Source organism: Virgibacillus senegalensis (assembly GCF_000821245.2).
GTDB lineage: Bacteria > Bacillota > Bacilli > Bacillales > Amphibacillaceae > Sediminibacillus > Sediminibacillus senegalensis.
In genome coordinates this window covers 895,474-912,446 of the sequence record NZ_LN611425.1, presented here as the reverse complement: position 1 = coordinate 912,446, position 16,973 = coordinate 895,474, and the positions used below count along the sequence as shown (strand labels likewise).

The 16,973-nt window shown below is 44.9% G+C and carries 16 protein-coding genes and 1 pseudogene; 16 read left to right on the top strand and 1 reads right to left on the bottom strand.

The window, feature by feature from the left end; all coding sequences use genetic code 11:
- Positions 1-2 precede the first annotated feature (2 nt).
- The 8 genes from fmt to spoVM all read left to right on the top strand — a co-directional run bounded on the left by fmt (position 3) and on the right by spoVM (position 7,546).
- Entirely contained in the window at positions 3-950 is a 948-nt protein-coding gene (fmt, locus tag BN1067_RS15395) for a methionyl-tRNA formyltransferase (RefSeq protein ID WP_053219716.1), read from the top strand.
- Complete coding sequence (gene rsmB, locus BN1067_RS15390; RefSeq protein WP_053219715.1) at positions 943-2,289, top strand: 16S rRNA (cytosine(967)-C(5))-methyltransferase RsmB; 1,347 nt, start codon at positions 943-945, stop codon at positions 2,287-2,289. The genes fmt and rsmB overlap by 8 nt, the downstream gene beginning before the upstream one ends.
- A 70-nt stretch (positions 2,290-2,359) precedes the next feature.
- Positions 2,360-3,115, top strand: coding sequence for a Stp1/IreP family PP2C-type Ser/Thr phosphatase (locus BN1067_RS15385; protein ID WP_053219714.1), 756 nt, complete (start codon positions 2,360-2,362; stop codon positions 3,113-3,115).
- Positions 3,115-5,109 (top strand): Stk1 family PASTA domain-containing Ser/Thr kinase, encoded by a 1,995-nt coding sequence (pknB, locus tag BN1067_RS15380; protein WP_053219713.1) that lies wholly within the window; start codon positions 3,115-3,117, stop codon positions 5,107-5,109. Before BN1067_RS15385 ends, pknB begins: the two co-directional genes overlap by 1 nt.
- Positions 5,110-5,994 (top strand): ribosome small subunit-dependent GTPase A, encoded by an 885-nt coding sequence (gene rsgA, locus BN1067_RS15375; protein WP_053219712.1) that lies wholly within the window; start codon positions 5,110-5,112, stop codon positions 5,992-5,994. It begins immediately after the preceding gene.
- A gap of 2 nt (positions 5,995-5,996) precedes the next feature.
- On the top strand, positions 5,997-6,650 hold the full coding sequence (rpe, locus tag BN1067_RS15370) for a ribulose-phosphate 3-epimerase (protein ID WP_053219711.1): 654 nt from the start codon (positions 5,997-5,999) through the stop codon (positions 6,648-6,650).
- Positions 6,651-6,754: 104 nt separating this feature from the next.
- Positions 6,755-7,408 (top strand): thiamine diphosphokinase, encoded by a 654-nt coding sequence (locus tag BN1067_RS15365; RefSeq protein ID WP_053219710.1) that lies wholly within the window; start codon positions 6,755-6,757, stop codon positions 7,406-7,408.
- A 57-nt stretch (positions 7,409-7,465) separates the two neighbouring features.
- Entirely contained in the window at positions 7,466-7,546 is an 81-nt protein-coding gene (spoVM, locus tag BN1067_RS15360; RefSeq protein WP_053219709.1) for a stage V sporulation protein SpoVM, read from the top strand.
- 145 nt (positions 7,547-7,691) lie between these two features.
- Here spoVM and rpmB read toward each other — a convergent pair whose 3' ends face one another.
- Complete coding sequence (gene rpmB, locus BN1067_RS15355) at positions 7,692-7,880, bottom strand: 50S ribosomal protein L28 (RefSeq protein ID WP_026570405.1); 189 nt, start codon at positions 7,878-7,880, stop codon at positions 7,692-7,694.
- Between the two features lie 226 nt (positions 7,881-8,106).
- On the opposite strand from rpmB, the gene BN1067_RS15350 reads away from it, so the two are divergent.
- From BN1067_RS15350 to plsX, 8 genes and pseudogenes are all read left to right on the top strand, one after another.
- Positions 8,107-8,469, top strand: a complete 363-nt coding sequence (locus BN1067_RS15350; RefSeq protein ID WP_053219708.1) for an Asp23/Gls24 family envelope stress response protein — start codon at positions 8,107-8,109, stop codon at positions 8,467-8,469.
- A gap of 113 nt (positions 8,470-8,582) precedes the next feature.
- The gene (locus BN1067_RS15345; RefSeq protein WP_053219707.1) at positions 8,583-10,250 is read left to right on the top strand and encodes a DAK2 domain-containing protein; all 1,668 of its coding nucleotides are present in this window, start codon (positions 8,583-8,585) and stop codon (positions 10,248-10,250) included.
- A gap of 129 nt (positions 10,251-10,379) precedes the next feature.
- Positions 10,380-11,501: pseudogene (locus BN1067_RS15340) on the top strand (DAK2 domain-containing protein); the annotation flags it as partial.
- Positions 11,502-11,648: 147 nt separating this feature from the next.
- Positions 11,649-12,311, top strand: a complete 663-nt coding sequence (gene sdaAB, locus BN1067_RS15335) for an L-serine ammonia-lyase, iron-sulfur-dependent subunit beta (protein WP_053219706.1) — start codon at positions 11,649-11,651, stop codon at positions 12,309-12,311.
- A 66-nt stretch (positions 12,312-12,377) separates the two neighbouring features.
- Positions 12,378-13,262, top strand: a complete 885-nt coding sequence (sdaAA, locus tag BN1067_RS15330) for an L-serine ammonia-lyase, iron-sulfur-dependent, subunit alpha (protein ID WP_053219705.1) — start codon at positions 12,378-12,380, stop codon at positions 13,260-13,262.
- Entirely contained in the window at positions 13,259-15,304 is a 2,046-nt protein-coding gene (gene recG / locus BN1067_RS15325) for an ATP-dependent DNA helicase RecG (protein WP_407701374.1), read from the top strand. Before sdaAA ends, recG begins: the two co-directional genes overlap by 4 nt.
- Before the next feature lie 90 nt (positions 15,305-15,394).
- Positions 15,395-15,988, top strand: coding sequence for a transcription factor FapR (gene fapR, locus BN1067_RS15320; protein ID WP_053219703.1), 594 nt, complete (start codon positions 15,395-15,397; stop codon positions 15,986-15,988).
- Complete coding sequence (gene plsX / locus BN1067_RS15315; protein WP_053219702.1) at positions 15,972-16,973, top strand: phosphate acyltransferase PlsX; 1,002 nt, start codon at positions 15,972-15,974, stop codon at positions 16,971-16,973. The genes fapR and plsX overlap by 17 nt, the downstream gene beginning before the upstream one ends.

Sequence of the window (16,973 nt, the reverse complement as noted above, 5' to 3'; positions counted from 1 at the left end):
ACATGAAACGAATAATATTTATGGGAACGCCAGATTTTGCTGTACCTGTCTTAAGACAGCTTGTCGATGACGGGTATCAAGTAGTTTTGGCCGTGACACAGCCCGACCGTCCTAAAGGAAGAAAAAAAGTGATGACACCGCCGCCTGTCAAAGTGGAGGCGGAAAAGCTGGGAATACCAGTTTATCAACCGGAAAAGATAAAAAATGAATATCAATATGTCCTTGATCAAAACCCGGATTTAATTGTCACAGCAGCTTTCGGACAGATTCTGCCTAAAGCTATCCTGGAATACCCAGCTTTTGGGTGTATTAATGTCCATGCTTCGTTGCTGCCTGAGCTGCGTGGTGGCGCGCCCATTCAATATGCAATCTTGCAAGGCAAACCGGAAACCGGCATTACGATTATGTATATGGCTGAAAAATTGGATGCAGGCGCTATCTTAACGCAGAAAAAAGTCGTTATCGAGGAGAAAGATCATGTAGGGACTCTTCATGATAAACTCTCGGAAGCAGGTGCGGATCTGTTAAGCGAAACGCTGCCTAAACTGTTGGCCGGAGAGTTGCAGGCAACGGAACAAGATGAAACAAAAGCTACGTTTGCTCCGAATATCAAGCGCGGAGATGAAAGGATCGATTGGTCCAAGCCGATGAGAGAAATCTATAATCAAATTCGAGGTTTACATCCATGGCCGGTAGCCTTCACTACGTATCAGGATAAAATCATGAAGGTATGGTGGGCAGAACCGGTTGAAAAGTCATTTGACGGAGAACCGGGAGAAATTGTGGACTTGTCTGAAGATGGCATCTTTGTACTTTGCGGGGATCAACAAGCTGTTAAAGTGACCAAACTTCAGCCGGCAGGGAAAAAACAAATGGAAGCAGGGGACTTTTTAAGGGGTACCGGAAGCAGTATGAAGCCCGGTGAAAAGTTAGGAGCAGAAAATGGCTAAATATCAATTGCGAAAAACGGCCCTCGATATCCTGATCAGAGTAGGTGAAAATGGCGGATTCAGTCATTTGCTGATCGATCAGGCTATCCGAAAACAAGGGTTTGACCAAAGAGATGAAGCGTTGCTAACAGAAATCGTTTACGGAACGATACAACGGAAACTCACCTTAGATTATTTTTTGGACAGTTTTCTGGACCGCAGGAAAAAAATTGATGGCTGGGTGAAATGGTTGTTATATATGTCGATTTACCAGATGCACTATTTAAATAAAGTGCCTGATCATGCCATCATCCATGAGTCAGTCGAAATTGCCAAACAAAAGGGGCATAATGGGATCTCCTCTTTTGTGAATGGGATATTGCGAAATATGCAGCGGAACGGCTTCCCTGATTTTTCCACCATTGATGACCAGGCAAAAAAATTGTCGGTTGAAACGAGTCATCCGTTATGGCTCGTCGAGCGCTGGATTAGTTTGTATGGGGTAGATACCACTGAAAAAATGTGTCTGGCTAATTTACAGCATAAATCAATCAGCGTCAGGGTGCAGCCGATGAAAATAGCACGTGACAAGGCGATGCAGGAACTAATGGAAGAGGGATACGAAGTTGAATCTTCCATTTTCTCGCCGCAGGGTATCAATGTGTTATCCGGGAATGTGTTGAAAAGCCGTCTATTCCATTCAGGAGCATTAACTGTTCAGGACCAGACTTCCATGCTGGCAGCAGAAGTGTTAGCAGCTGAACCGGAAATGACCGTGCTCGATGCTTGTAGTGCGCCAGGCGGAAAAACAACCCATATTGCTGAAAAAATGAACAACCGTGGAGAAATCCATGCATACGACCTTCATAGCAAGAAAGCAAAGCTCGTTACCACTCGTGCGGCGGAACTGGACTTGACGATTATAGATGCGAAACAAGCTGACTCGAGAAAACTCGGTGAGGTATATGAAGCTGAGCATTTTGATCGGATTTTATTGGATGCGCCTTGTTCCGGTTTAGGAGTACTTCGTGGAAAACCGGACATTAAATACCATAAAAACGAAAAAGATATCCATACATTATCCGCCATCCAGATTGAATTGTTGGAAAAGGTGTCCGCATTATTAAAAAAAGGTGGTAAACTGGTATATAGTACGTGTACAGTTGATAAAGCTGAAAATGAAGCAGTTGTACAAGCATTTTTGTCTAACCATGAAGAATTTAAAGTTGACACGGAATTTGTAAATGAATTGCCGGAAGCTTTAACGAAGGCAGAGGGGCTCAGTAAGTGGGGGCTGCAAATCTTTCCATATGAATTTGACACGGATGGATTCTTTCTAACCCGTTTGACAAGAATGTGATCAGACAAATCAGTTACACGCATAGATAATCGGGCAAATAAAGCGATGCTTGAGGAGAGAAGGTGAACAGATGAACGGTTATTATTCGACCGACCAAGGGAAAGTAAGAGCGCACAATGAAGATGCCGGCGGTTACTTCAGCAATGCAGATGGCCAGGTGCTTGCAGTGATAGCTGACGGTATGGGAGGTCATAAGGCTGGAGATGTAGCCAGTCAAATGGCGACTTCATTGCTTAGCGATATATGGGGAAAAACAACAGCATTTACATCTCCGGAAACTGCAGAGACATGGCTGGCTGAGACATTGACCCAGGTGAATCAGTCGATATTGGAATACTCCCGGAGTAACGCAGATTGTGAGGGAATGGGTACAACGATCGTGGCGGTGATTTGCTCCGTTGATTTCATTACGATTGCTCATGTGGGAGACAGCAGGTGTTACCTAGTCAACGAACAGGGCTTCAAGCAGGTCACCGAAGACCATTCATTGGTAAACGAGTTAGTCCGTTCCGGACAAATTTCCAAGGAAGACGCAGAGCACCATCCAAGGAAAAACGTCCTGTTAAAAGCGCTTGGTACAGAAGAGGGTGTTCAGGCTGACATTCAGTCGATTGGTTGGGAAAAAGGAGATAAATTGCTTCTTTGTTCCGATGGACTGACGAATAAATTGCGAGATGAGGAACTAGAAAACATATTGAACAGTTCCGAAGCGTTACAGGATTCTGCCCGGCGATTAATCGAATTGGCCAATGAGCGAGGCGGAGAGGATAATATCTCCGTAGTTTTGGTGGACTATGATGATTCAGCGGGAGAAGGTGAATCATAGTGCTAAATGGCAGAATCTTGAATGAAAGGTATAAGATAAAGCAAACGATCGGCGGAGGCGGAATGGCCAATGTCTATCTTGCAAGGGATATTATCTTGGAACGGGAAGTGGCCATCAAGGTACTGCGGCTCGAATATGCTAACGATGAAGAATTTATTGCCAGATTTCATCGGGAAGCGCATTCTGCAACAAGCCTTTCTCATCCGAACATTGTCAATATTTACGATGTCGGAGAAGAAGAAGGCATTTACTATATGGTAATGGAATATGTGGATGGGATGACGCTGAAAAAATACATACAAACGTATGGCCCAATTGCTGTTGAAGAAGCTTTATCGATCATGAAACAAGTAACATCGGCAATTACACATGCCCATGCAAATGATATCGTACACCGAGACATAAAGCCGCAAAACATCCTGATCGACAGCTATGGCAATGTGAAAGTGACCGATTTTGGCATTGCTGTTGCATTGAGTGCTACTTCATTGACACAAACAAATTCCGTCCTTGGCTCTGTCCATTATTTATCACCGGAGCAGGCGCGAGGAGGAATGGCGAATAAGAAATCGGACATCTACTCCCTGGGAATTGTCCTGTTTGAACTTCTCACCGGCAGGCTGCCGTTTTCCGGGCAATCAGCGGTTTCCATTGCTTTGAAACATTTGCAGAGTGAAACACCTTCCGTAAAAAGGTGGGAGCCGGATATACCGCAAAGTGTGGAGAACATTGTCTTGAAGTCGACAACAAAGGATCCATTCTATCGTTACGACACGGTCCATGATATGGAAGAAGATCTAGAAACCGCTCTTGATCCGGAAAGACTCGATGAAGAAAAGTTCCAGACTCCGGAGGAAAATGGAGAGGAAACCAAAGCCATTCCAATCATTACTGAAGACGCATTCCAAACAAATCCCTCAGAAGAAACGATTGTGCATGATCAAACGAAAAACAACGGCGTAAAAGGGAAAGCGAATAAAAAACGAAAGCGGAAAAAAACACTCATTTGGATTTTGATCAGTATGCTTGTTCTGATAGGTGGAGTGATTGCCGCCTTATTTTTCATTCCTGGTCTTTTGCAGCCTAAAGATGTCGAGTTGATTGACGTAAGCGGATTGGAATATGAAGAAGCACTAAGCAAGCTGGACAATTTGAATTTAGAAGTGGAACGGGAAAGCATGTTTTCGGATGAAGTACCTGAGGGAAATGTCATCAGTACAGATCCGGAAGCAGGTACCACCGTGAAGGAAGGCTCCACGGTTACTGTTTTTACCAGCGATGGGAAGGAAAAAGTGACGTTCGACGATTATCTCGGAAGGGATTTCAGTCAGGTAGAGAGTCTGCTGGAACAATCCGGTTATAAAAATATCAATGCTTACGAGAAGTTTTCTGACAGACCAGTTGGTGAAATCATCACGCAAATACAGCCTCAGCCAGACGCAGAAGTAGTTCCTGACGAAACCAATGTGATTTTTGAGATAAGCAAAGGGCCGGAAACGGTAACACTGCCATCCTATCAGGGGATGTCAGAATCGGAGGCGCGTGAGGCAATTGAAGACGATGGACTTCGGGTAGCAGTATCGGAAGAGCACTCGGAAGACGTGAAGGAAGGTAATGTCATCCGGCAGAAGCCAGAACCATACAGTGATGTGAACCTCGATTCAGAAGTGGAAATATTCGTCTCGACTGGTCCCGAGCAAAAACCGCCTGTAAATCACTCGGTTACTTTTACCGTACAATACACAGGTGATGAATCGGTTCCAGACGACGAGCAAGGAGAAGTAGAGCATCCTGAGCAGGAAGTAAGGATATATGTAGGAGATTTAGATCGGGACATTACGGAGTTGTTCAAACAGGAAACGATCACGGAAGATACCGAATTCACGATTAAATTGACGATTCCTCCTGGAGATAGTGCGGAATACCGGGTGATGCGTGATGATGAAGTGATTACCGAAAAAACGGTGCCATACGAGGACGGGGAAGGTGACTAAATGACAACCGGCAAGATCATAAAAGCATTGAGCGGCTTTTATTATGTCAAAGCAGAAAATGGAGAAATATTTCAGTGCCGCGGCAGAGGGGTTTTTCGAAAAAATAAAGTAACACCTCTGGTCGGTGACATTGTTGATTTTGAAGAAAGCAATCCGGGTGAAGGGTATGTCCTGGATATCAAGTCTAGAAAAAACGAATTGGTACGGCCGCCAGTAGCTAATATAGATCAAGCGATCATCGTTGTTTCAGCAGTAAAACCTGCTTTCAGTACATTATTACTCGATCGTTTTCTTGTTTTGGTCGAGTCAAAGCAAATCCAGCCGGTTATTTTTATTTCCAAGATGGATATGGTTGACCAGAGGGAAAAAGCAGCTATCCTTCGTTACCAAGAGGATTACCAGAGAATCGGATACTTGGTTCAATTGGTTTCGTCGAAACAGGAGGAAGGTCTGGCTGAAGCGGAAAAGTTGATAAAGGACAAGATATCGGTGATAGCCGGCCAGTCTGGTGTTGGGAAATCGTCATTACTAAATGCGGTCAACCCCCGTCTTAACCTTGAGACCAATGAAATTTCAGAGAGTCTCGGCCGCGGGAAGCATACAACCAGGCATGTTGAATTGGTGGAGATCAATGGCGGTTTTGTTGCAGATACGCCCGGATTCAGCTCACTGGAATTCGCGGACATTCTTTTAGAGGACCTTCCGGATTGTTTTCCGGAAATGAGAGAGAGACAGGGAGACTGTAAGTTTCGAGGATGCATGCATCATAAAGAACCGAAGTGTGCCGTGAAAGCGGCTGTTGAAATGGAAGAGATACCGGAATACAGGTATCAGCATTATCTGCAGTTTTTTGAAGAAATTCAGAATAGAAAGCCGAGGTATTAACGATGAAGACAAAAATTGCCCCATCTATCTTGTCTGCTGATTTCGCAAAATTGAAAGAAGAGATAGAAGAAGTAGAAGCAGCAGGTGCAGATTATATTCATGTCGATGTCATGGATGGGCATTATGTTCCGAATATTACCATAGGTCCTCTAGTGGTGCAGGCCATAAGACCAGTCACAAGCCTTCCGCTTGATGTGCATTTGATGATAGAAAATCCTGACCAGTATATACAAGCATTCGCTGATGCAGGGGCAGATATACTGACTGTTCACCAGGAGGCGTGCACCCATTTGCACCGCACGTTGCAATTGATAAAAGACACAGGTGTGAAAGCCGGTGTTGTCATCAACCCGGCGACACCAGCGGAGTTGATCAAACCGGTGTTGCATAAAGTAGATTTGGTGTTAGTAATGACCGTTAATCCTGGCTTTGGAGGACAAAGTTTTATCCCGGAAGCGCTGGAAAAAGTGGAGAAAATCTCTGGCTGGAGAGGCGAGATGGGATTAGATTTTGAAATCGAGGTAGATGGCGGAGTCAATAAGGAAACGGCTGCTGCCTGTGTGAATGCCGGTGCAAATGTGCTAGTGGCAGGGAGTGCGGTTTTTTCAAAAGAGGACCGAAAGCAGGCCGTTCAAGAGATAAGAAGTGCCTATTAACATCAGGCTGCCGGACAGGCAGCCTTTTCGCTTTTAACATGGATTCAGCCTGTTGTCAGCGTAAAACAGATGAACGGTTCAATGGAAAGGGGACGAAAAATAACATGGCAATCGCAATTGTGGGAGGCGGACCTCCAGGCTATGTACCCGACTTAACCGATTATCGGGAAGTAGATTATTGGATTGGGGCAGATCGGGGGGCTGTTACACTGGTACAGCAAGGTATCGTCCCTGACTTGGCTATCGGGGATTTCGATTCGGTGATGAAAGGGGAAATGAAAGAAATTCGCGCACACTCGCGTGAAGTAAAAACATTTCCTCCTGAAAAGGATGAGACGGATTTGGACTTAGCAGTAATGGAAGCCATCAAACTCGGATTCACCTCGATTTACTTTTTTGGCGTTACAGGTGGACGTGTAGACCACAGCCTGGCTAATGTTCAGCAACTATATAAATTGAGAAATCGAGGAATTCACGGAACCATCATCGATAAAGGAAACCAGATATCCCTTGCTTTACCTGGTGACCATCAAGTGGGGAAAGATGAAGTTTATACGTACATTTCCTTTCTTCCCTTTTCCAGCAATGTAACTGGTTTAAGCCTGCGTAATTTTTATTATCCTCTGGAGGATGCAAAATTGGAATGGGGATCAACTTTATGCATATCCAACCACCTTCTTTCAGAAATAGGTACTTTTTCTTTCCGTGAAGGCATATTAATGGTTATAAAGAGCCGTGATGTACTTAAAGATGAATAAAGTCATACACGAATCAAAGTGACTGCACAGCCATCCGGAAAAGAGGAGGGGGATTTCATGAAGTTCTATACCTTTAAACTCCCGAGGTTCATTGGAGGATTCGTCCGAGCAATCATTGGTACGATTAAAAAAGATTGAGCAACTAAACATTAGTGCGGCACCAGACTTTCTCAAAAAGCAAAAAGCACCCTTAAACAGGGTGCTTTTTGCTTTTCTCATCCATTTTTAAAAAGTGTAAAGACTCAGGAGTCCCTGCACGAACGAATGGTTTCTTTATACGCGATTATACGCGTTCTACTTTGCCGGATTTCAAAGCACGAGCAGAAACATATACACGCTTCGGCTTGCCGTCTACCATAATGCGCACTTTTTGAACATTTGCTTTCCAGTTACGTTTATTTGCGTTCATGGCATGAGAACGGGTATTACCTGAACGAGTTGTACGACCTGTAACAACACATTTACGTCCCATGTTTATCCCTCCTAAAACCGTAAATATCTTCACATACTTGTTTAATTTATCATAGGACAACAAATAATGCAATCGATGTTTTCCTGATTATCAAGAAAATCAGCTTGACAGATGTTTCGTTTTCGTCCATTGTATAAAGGGGTTTGTATATAGTGAAACTGCTTTCATCCAGACATATGTTATAATAAAATTACTTAATACTTATCAGATACAAGGAGGAGTCATGATGTCCATTGAACTGACGACGAATGATGGTCACGTAACCATCACCAATGATGTGGTTTCCACCATAGCTGGCGGTGCAGCAATAGAATGTTACGGGATTGTTGGAATGGCCTCTAAAAATCAACTTAGAGATGGATTGGCAGAAATTCTTCGCAAAGAAAACTTTTCCCGGGGTGTTGTAGTAAGGCAAGATGGGGAAAATCTTCACATAGATATGTATATTATTGTTAGCTACGGTACAAAAATCTCGGAAGTTGCCCACAATGTACAATCCCAAGTAAAATACACACTTGATAAGACACTGGGATTGTCTATTAGCTCGGTAAACATCTATATTCAGGGTGTCCGGGTAACGGTCGATTAAGCAGAGATCTCTGGCATGGATGAACATGGCATACAACACAGACAGGAAAACCAGCTGTCTTCGGATAGTACTCCGGATGCTGGTCAGTTAGTGGATAGAAGGAGGAAGTATTAGTGACGGTTAGGACGATAGACGGTGCTGCTTTTGCACAAATGGTTTTAGCAGGGGCGCAGCACTTGACGAATAATGCGAAAATGATCGATTCTCTCAACGTGTTTCCGGTGCCTGATGGGGACACGGGGACAAACATGAATTTATCGATGACTTCTGGAGCGAATGAGGTCAAAAACACTGTTTCCGATCAAGCAGGTGAAATCGCACAGGCTTTGTCTAAGGGATTATTGATGGGAGCGAGAGGAAATTCAGGTGTTATTCTATCTCAACTCTTCCGCGGTTTCGCCAAAGGTGTCGAAGGAAAAACCGTATTGGATGCTGCTGCATTCGCGGAGGGCTTCGATATAGGTGTTAAAACAGCTTATAAAGCCGTAATGAAGCCGGTTGAAGGGACCATTTTGACTGTGGCGAAGGACGCAGCTGCCAAAGCAGCAGAAACCGCTCCTATAGCAGGGGATTTAACCGATTTTATGGAGGCGGTATTGGAAGAAGCAAAGGCCTCCCTGAAAAGGACGCCCGATTTACTTCCTGTTTTGAAGGAAGTGGGAGTCGTGGATAGTGGTGGTCAAGGATTGGTAACCATCTATGAAGGAATGCTGGCTTCCCTGAAAGGCGAAGAACTTCCTCAAAGCCTCGAGTCGACGGTTGACTTAGATGACATGGTAAACGCTGAGCATCATAAAATGGCTCAGGATTTCATGAATACAGAGGATATAGAATTCGGCTATTGTACGGAATTCATGGTTAAATTGGAAGACGAAAAACTGCAGGAGCACCCTTTTGAAGAGGAAACCTTCCGAAACGAGTTGGGGGAGCACGGTGATTCTCTTCTCGTTGTGTCCGATGACGAAATTGTCAAAGTCCACATTCACGCTGAATATCCAGGGGAAGTTTTATCGCTTGGCCAGCGGTTTGGCAGCTTAATCAACTTGAAGATTGAAAATATGAGAGAACAGCATACCTCTATTGTCGGAGATAAGAAGAACAACAAGAAGTCAGAGGAGCCTGTTTCAGAATTTGGAATCGTTACGGTTGCCATGGGAGATGGGTTGAAAACGTTATTTGAAAGCCTTGGTGCATCGGTTGTTATACAGGGCGGACAAACGATGAATCCGAGCACACAAGATTTAGCTGATGCCATCAAACAGGCAAATGCTCGCAATGTGCTTATCCTCCCAAACAACAAAAATATTATTATGGCTGCCGAACAGGCGGCCGATCTTGCAGAAAAAAACGTCGCTGTTGTAGCAACCAAAACCATTCCACAAGGGATGAGTTCTTTGCTTGCTTTTCACCCTGATGCAACCATTGAAGAGAACCAGAAAAACATGTTGGAAGCAAGCAAACATGTGAAAACCGGACAGGTAACCTATGCGGTGAGAGATACGCAAATAGATGGTCTGGCGATAGAAAATGGCAATTTCATGGGTCTCGCAGACGGTAAAATTAAGTCGACAAACAAGGACAAGCTTACTGTCGTGAAGGAACTTTTAGAGGGCATGATAGAGGGCGAAGATGAAATTGTCACCATATTGCAAGGGGAAGATGCCTCGCAGGAAGAAGTGGAAGCCCTTGAAGCCTTTTTGGAAGAGAACTATGAAGACATAGAAGTTGAAATTCATGAAGGCAATCAACCGATATATGCTTTTATAATAGCAGTCGAATAAAAGTACAGGCCCTCCTCTCGTTTGGGAAGAGGGCTTTTTTTGCCCGCGATTGCTTTCCGGACACTGGTAGTTTCTGTTTGACAATGCATAATTAGCTGGCATTCCTTTACGGCTGGCTTTACAATAAAAGGGAAAGGAGATGGNGGTGGTCAAGGATTGGTAACCATCTATGAAGGAATGCTGGCTTCCCTGAAAGGCGAAGAACTTCCTCAAAGCCTCGAGTCGACGGTTGACTTAGATGACATGGTAAACGCTGAGCATCATAAAATGGCTCAGGATTTCATGAATACAGAGGATATAGAATTCGGCTATTGTACGGAATTCATGGTTAAATTGGAAGACGAAAAACTGCAGGAGCACCCTTTTGAAGAGGAAACCTTCCGAAACGAGTTGGGGGAGCACGGTGATTCTCTTCTCGTTGTGTCCGATGACGAAATTGTCAAAGTCCACATTCACGCTGAATATCCAGGGGAAGTTTTATCGCTTGGCCAGCGGTTTGGCAGCTTAATCAACTTGAAGATTGAAAATATGAGAGAACAGCATACCTCTATTGTCGGAGATAAGAAGAACAACAAGAAGTCAGAGGAGCCTGTTTCAGAATTTGGAATCGTTACGGTTGCCATGGGAGATGGGTTGAAAACGTTATTTGAAAGCCTTGGTGCATCGGTTGTTATACAGGGCGGACAAACGATGAATCCGAGCACACAAGATTTAGCTGATGCCATCAAACAGGCAAATGCTCGCAATGTGCTTATCCTCCCAAACAACAAAAATATTATTATGGCTGCCGAACAGGCGGCCGATCTTGCAGAAAAAAACGTCGCTGTTGTAGCAACCAAAACCATTCCACAAGGGATGAGTTCTTTGCTTGCTTTTCACCCTGATGCAACCATTGAAGAGAACCAGAAAAACATGTTGGAAGCAAGCAAACATGTGAAAACCGGACAGGTAACCTATGCGGTGAGAGATACGCAAATAGATGGTCTGGCGATAGAAAATGGCAATTTCATGGGTCTCGCAGACGGTAAAATTAAGTCGACAAACAAGGACAAGCTTACTGTCGTGAAGGAACTTTTAGAGGGCATGATAGAGGGCGAAGATGAAATTGTCACCATATTGCAAGGGGAAGATGCCTCGCAGGAAGAAGTGGAAGCCCTTGAAGCCTTTTTGGAAGAGAACTATGAAGACATAGAAGTTGAAATTCATGAAGGCAATCAACCGATATATGCTTTTATAATAGCAGTCGAATAAAAGTACAGGCCCTCCTCTCGTTTGGGAAGAGGGCTTTTTTTGCCCGCGATTGCTTTCCGGACACTGGTAGTTTCTGTTTGACAATGCATAATTAGCTGGCATTCCTTTACGGCTGGCTTTACAATAAAAGGGAAAGGAGATGGAAGTATGAAATACAAATCTGTGTTTGATATAATTGGTCCGGTAATGGTCGGCCCTTCCAGTTCTCATACGGCGGGTGCGGCCAGAATCGGCAGGGCTGCAAGAAACTTGTTTGGCAGGGAACCTTCCTGGGCGGAAATCCATCTCTATGGATCTTTCGCAAAGACATATAAAGGCCACGGAACAGATGTCGCCATTGTTGGCGGTTTACTGGACTATGATACAGACGACCAGCGGATTGGCAAATCGATTGAAACGGCAGAAAAAAAGGGGATGAAAGTCTCGTTTCATGAAGATGAGGCTGCTACAGAACATCCCAATACAGCCCGCATAAAAATAGGCGACGGTGACGGTGATTTGGAGCTTGTCGGAATATCAATCGGTGGTGGGAAAGTCGAAATCACGGAATTAAATGGCTTTGAGCTACATTTGTCCGGTAACCACCCGGCGATTCTTGTCATGCATAACGATCGTCATGGGGCTATTGCTTCCGTTACCCAAATCCTTGCAAAACATGAGATCAATATCGGACGGATGGAAGTTTCGCGTAAAGATATCGGAAAAGAAGCATTGATGGTGATCGAAGTCGATCAAAACGTGGAAGATGAAGTGATGCGTGAATTGGAGAGTGCATCACATATTTTGCAGTTGGCGAAAATCGTAGATTGATAGAGTAACATCATGCAATGTGTGTGAGCGGGAAAGCGCCATACTCAACAGAGAGGAGTTTTGAATGTGTTCCGAAATGCTGCTGAATTAGTCGGGATTGCAGAGAACGAAAACATTAAAATCTCAGAAGTAATGATCCGCCAGGAAATGGATGTCAAGGAGAAAACGCGTGAAGAAGTCTTTGCCCAAATGGAAACTAACTTGTCGGTAATGGAAAAAGCGGTGGAAGAAGGACTGCAAGGAGTCAAGTCCCATTCTGGACTGACTGGTGGAGACGCTGTTCTCCTGCAAAAGTACATGCAAGAAAAACAGCCGCTGTCCGGAGAGCTTCTCTTGGATGCCGTAAGCAAAGCTGTGGCAACGAATGAGGTAAATGCAGCCATGGGGACCATTTGTGCCACTCCTACTGCGGGGAGCGCTGGCTGTGTTCCAGGCACCTTGTTCGCTGTCAAAAACCGTCTACACCCAACGAGAGAAGAAATGATCCGCTATTTATTTACTGCAGGAGCATTTGGTTTTGTTGTTGCCAATAATGCATCGATTTCAGGTGCTGCAGGTGGTTGTCAAGCCGAGGTTGGTTCTGCAGCAGCCATGGCAGCTGCAGCTATTGTCGAAATGGCTGGAGGAACTCCTCAACAGAGTGCCGATGCATTCGCTATTACGTTGAAAAACATGCTCGGTCTTGTCTGTGACCCGGTCGCAGGCCTTGTAGAAGTTCCCTGTGTAAAACGGAATGCGGCTGGCGCCTCGAACGCGATTGTTTCAGCCGACATGGCGTTGGCCGGAGTGACAAGCAGGATACCGTGTGACGAAGTGATCGGTGCTATGTATCGAATCGGAAGAGCTATGCCGTCTGCCCATAAAGAAACGGCAGAAGGCGGTTTGGCGGCGACCCCTACAGGCAGGTCGCTGGAAGCCAAGATTTATGGAATTCCTATGAAGAAAGAGTGAAAAACGTGTTGAATGATCCGGTAGTAAATGTGAAAGGAATCGGAGAAAAACTGGAGCAGGGATTGAACAGTTTAGGAATTTACACAGTCGAAGACTTGCTGTTTTATTTTCCTGCTCGCTATGATGTCTATGAAATCAAACCACTGAGTGAATTGATACATGATGATAAAGTAACGATTGAGGGAAAGGTGAGCAGTGAACCTTCCCTTACTTTTTATGGAAAAAGAAAATCCCGTCTCAGTTTTAATTTGCAAGTAGAGCACGTAACAGTCAAAGCTGTCATGTTTAACCGGGCTTTTGCCAAAAAACAACTACAAGTGGGGGATATGGTGACACTTACGGGAAAGTGGGACCAGCACCGTTTACAGATAACTGTAAGTAATTACCAAAAGGGCAGAGCAAAAAGCGATGCGAAAATCCAGCCGATTTATGCGTTAAAGAGCGATGTCTCGAATATTCAGATTAAGAAAGCTGTCACGACAGCTCTTTCTCAATATCAGGATGACTTGCAGGAAATTTTGCCGGAGGAATATTTGTCTGCTTACAAACTGCCCGGTCGTTTGGAAGCTGTAAAGCACATGCATTTTCCCGATAACCATCAAGTTTTGAAACATGCAAGAAGACGTTTTACATACGAGGAATTCCTGCTTTTTCAGCTGAAAATGCAGCTGCTCAGAAAGCGTAAACGGGAATCGACGTTTGGCAATAGTCAGGATTATCAAGCGAAAGACGTTGAAAAATTTGTGGAAGCATTGCCGTTCCAGCTAACTGCAGCCCAGTCGCGCTCCTTGAACGAAGTAATGACCGATATGCGTTCCCCATACCGGATGAACCGGCTGCTGCAAGGAGATGTTGGCTCCGGGAAAACGGCTGTAGCCGCTATCGCCTTGTATGCCACGATAACAGCAGGAAAGCAGGGGGCATTGATGGTGCCGACCGAAATTCTGGCTGAGCAGCATTTTCAGTCCTTACAGGAACTGTTTGCCGACAAGGCTTCCGTCGTGTTGTTGACAGGATCTGTGAAAGGGAAACGCAGGAAGCAAGTGTTACAGGAAATAGCCGATAAACAGGCGGACATCATTATAGGGACTCATGCCTTAATCCAAGAGGAAGTGGTTTTTCAGGATTTAGGTCTTGTAATAGTAGATGAACAGCATCGATTCGGGGTGGAACAAAGACGTGTCTTAAGGGATAAAGGACTTCATCCGGATGTGTTATTCATGACGGCTACACCTATACCTCGGACTTTGGCCATTACTGCTTTTGGTGATATGGATGTATCGGTAATAGACGAGATGCCGTCAGGAAGAAAGCAGGTTGAGACATACTGGGTAAAAGAAAACATGCTGGATAGAGTATTGCAGTTTATCCAGAAAGAAGTAGACAATGGTCATCAAGCGTACGTCGTTTGTCCGCTGATAGAAGAATCAGACAAGCTCGACATTCAAAATGCGGTTGAACTTTATCAGCAATTACAGGAAATTTACGCCCCGAAAACGGCTGTGGGTTTAATGCATGGAAGACTTCCTGCAGACGAAAAGGAAGAGGTCATGCGGAAGTTCGCCGCCAATGACATCCAAGTGCTGGTCTCCACCACGGTAGTGGAAGTGGGGGTCAATGTTCCGAATGCCAGTGTGATGGTCATCTATGATGCCGAAAGGTTTGGGCTTTCCCAGCTCCATCAGTTAAGAGGACGTGTCGGCAGGGGGGATGCACAGAGTTACTGCATTCTCGTGGCCGATCCGAAAGGGGAAGTCGGAAAAGAGCGGATGAAAATCATGACGGAAACGACTAATGGATTCGAGTTGTCCGAGGAAGACCTGAAACTACGCGGACCAGGGGACTTTTTCGGAAAAAAACAAAGCGGAATGCCTGAATTCAGAGTCGCCGACATGGTACATGATTACCGGGCCTTAGAAACAGCGAGAACCGATGCACAACAGATACTGGCATCAGGGGCGCTGGATGAGAATCCCGTGTTTCAGAAGCTCGCACAGTATGTTTACAACGACAAGATTGTAAAAGGCGAAACGCTTGATTGATAAGGTAGCACCATCGATTTTTTCTTGCATATTCAGATTTGGTATTATATATTACTATTAGTACCTAGTCTTAATTTGGACGGTGGAAAGATGAAGCGAACGAAAAAAGAAAGGCAGTTGCTATTAAAGGACACGATAGAAGATACACCTTTCATAACAGATGAAGAACTGGCAAAAAAATTTGCCGTCAGCATACAAACCATCAGGCTAGATCGGATGGAGATGTCGATACCTGAGCTTCGTGAGCGGATAAAATCGGTCGCGACCTATCAATGGAATGAAACAGTGAAAGCATTGCCTATTGACGAGGTGATCGGGGAAGTCATTGATTTAGAATTGGATGAGCGAGCCATATCGATTTTGGATATTGGAAGCGAACACGTTTTTTCCAGAAATAGGATTGCAAGAGGGCATCATTTATTCGCGCAGGCAAATTCCCTGGCGGTGGCCGTGATCAACGATGAATTGGCTTTGACCGCCAAGGCGGAAATAAAATTCACGAGACAGGTGAAACAAGGGGAAAGAGTGATTGCCAAAGCTTTGGTAACCGGCAATGATGCCAAGGGGAGAACAGCCGTGGAGGTCAACAGCTTTGTTGAAAATGAAAAAGTCTTTTCTGGCAAGTTCCTGATGTTTCGTTCCCATCACCAAAAAGGAGAATCAAGTCATGAAAATAGCGATTGATGCAATGGGGGGCGACCATGCCCCGGATGAGATTGTTGCCGGAGCCATAGAGGCAGTAAAAGAATGGCGGGATATCGAAGTTACGCTTATCGGAGATGAGACGAAAATCTCCCCCCTGCTAAATAATACAGAAAGAATCCATGTTATACATACGACGGAAATGATTACGGGACAAGATGAACCCGTACGTGCAGTAAGGCGGAAAAAGAAAGCCTCCATGGTACTGATGGCAGAGGAAGTAAAACAAAAGCGAGCGGATGCCTGTATTTCAGCGGGTAATACGGGAGCGCTAATGAGTGCCGGATTATTTGTTGTAGGAAGAATGGAAGGGATTGACCGCCCTGCTTTAAGCCCGACATTGCCTACACAAGATGGAAAAGGGTTTCTGCTGCTGGATGTAGGGGCAAATGTTGATGCAAAACCGCAGCATTTACTGCAATATGCCATCATGGGTGCGATTTATTCGGAAAAAGTCCGAAATATTCCCAACCCCCGTGTCGGTCTCCTGAATGTTGGGACAGAGGACGGAAAGGGAAATGATCTGACGAAGCGGGCTTTTGCTGAACTTAAACAGGCTCCAATTCATTTCATCGGCAACGTAGAAGCACGGGATTTACTGGAAGGTGCTGCTGATGTAGTCGTTACGGATGGATTCAATGGCAATATTGCGCTGAAAACGATTGAGGGTACAGCTCTGACGATGTTTTCCATGCTGAAACAGACGTTTATGGCAAATTTGAAAGCGAAGTTGGCGGCAGGTTTAGTTAAACAGGAATTAAAGGGCTTGAAGGACAAGCTTGATTATTCAGAATATGGTGGTGCCGGCTTGTTTGGATTGGCAGCTCCGGTTATAAAGGCTCATGGTTCTTCTAATGGGCGTGCCATTTATAATGCTGTCAAACAGGCACGCAACATGGTGGAATTGAATGTGACCGAGACGATTGAAAAAACGATACGAGAAATGCAGCAGGAAGAGGAGGAATAA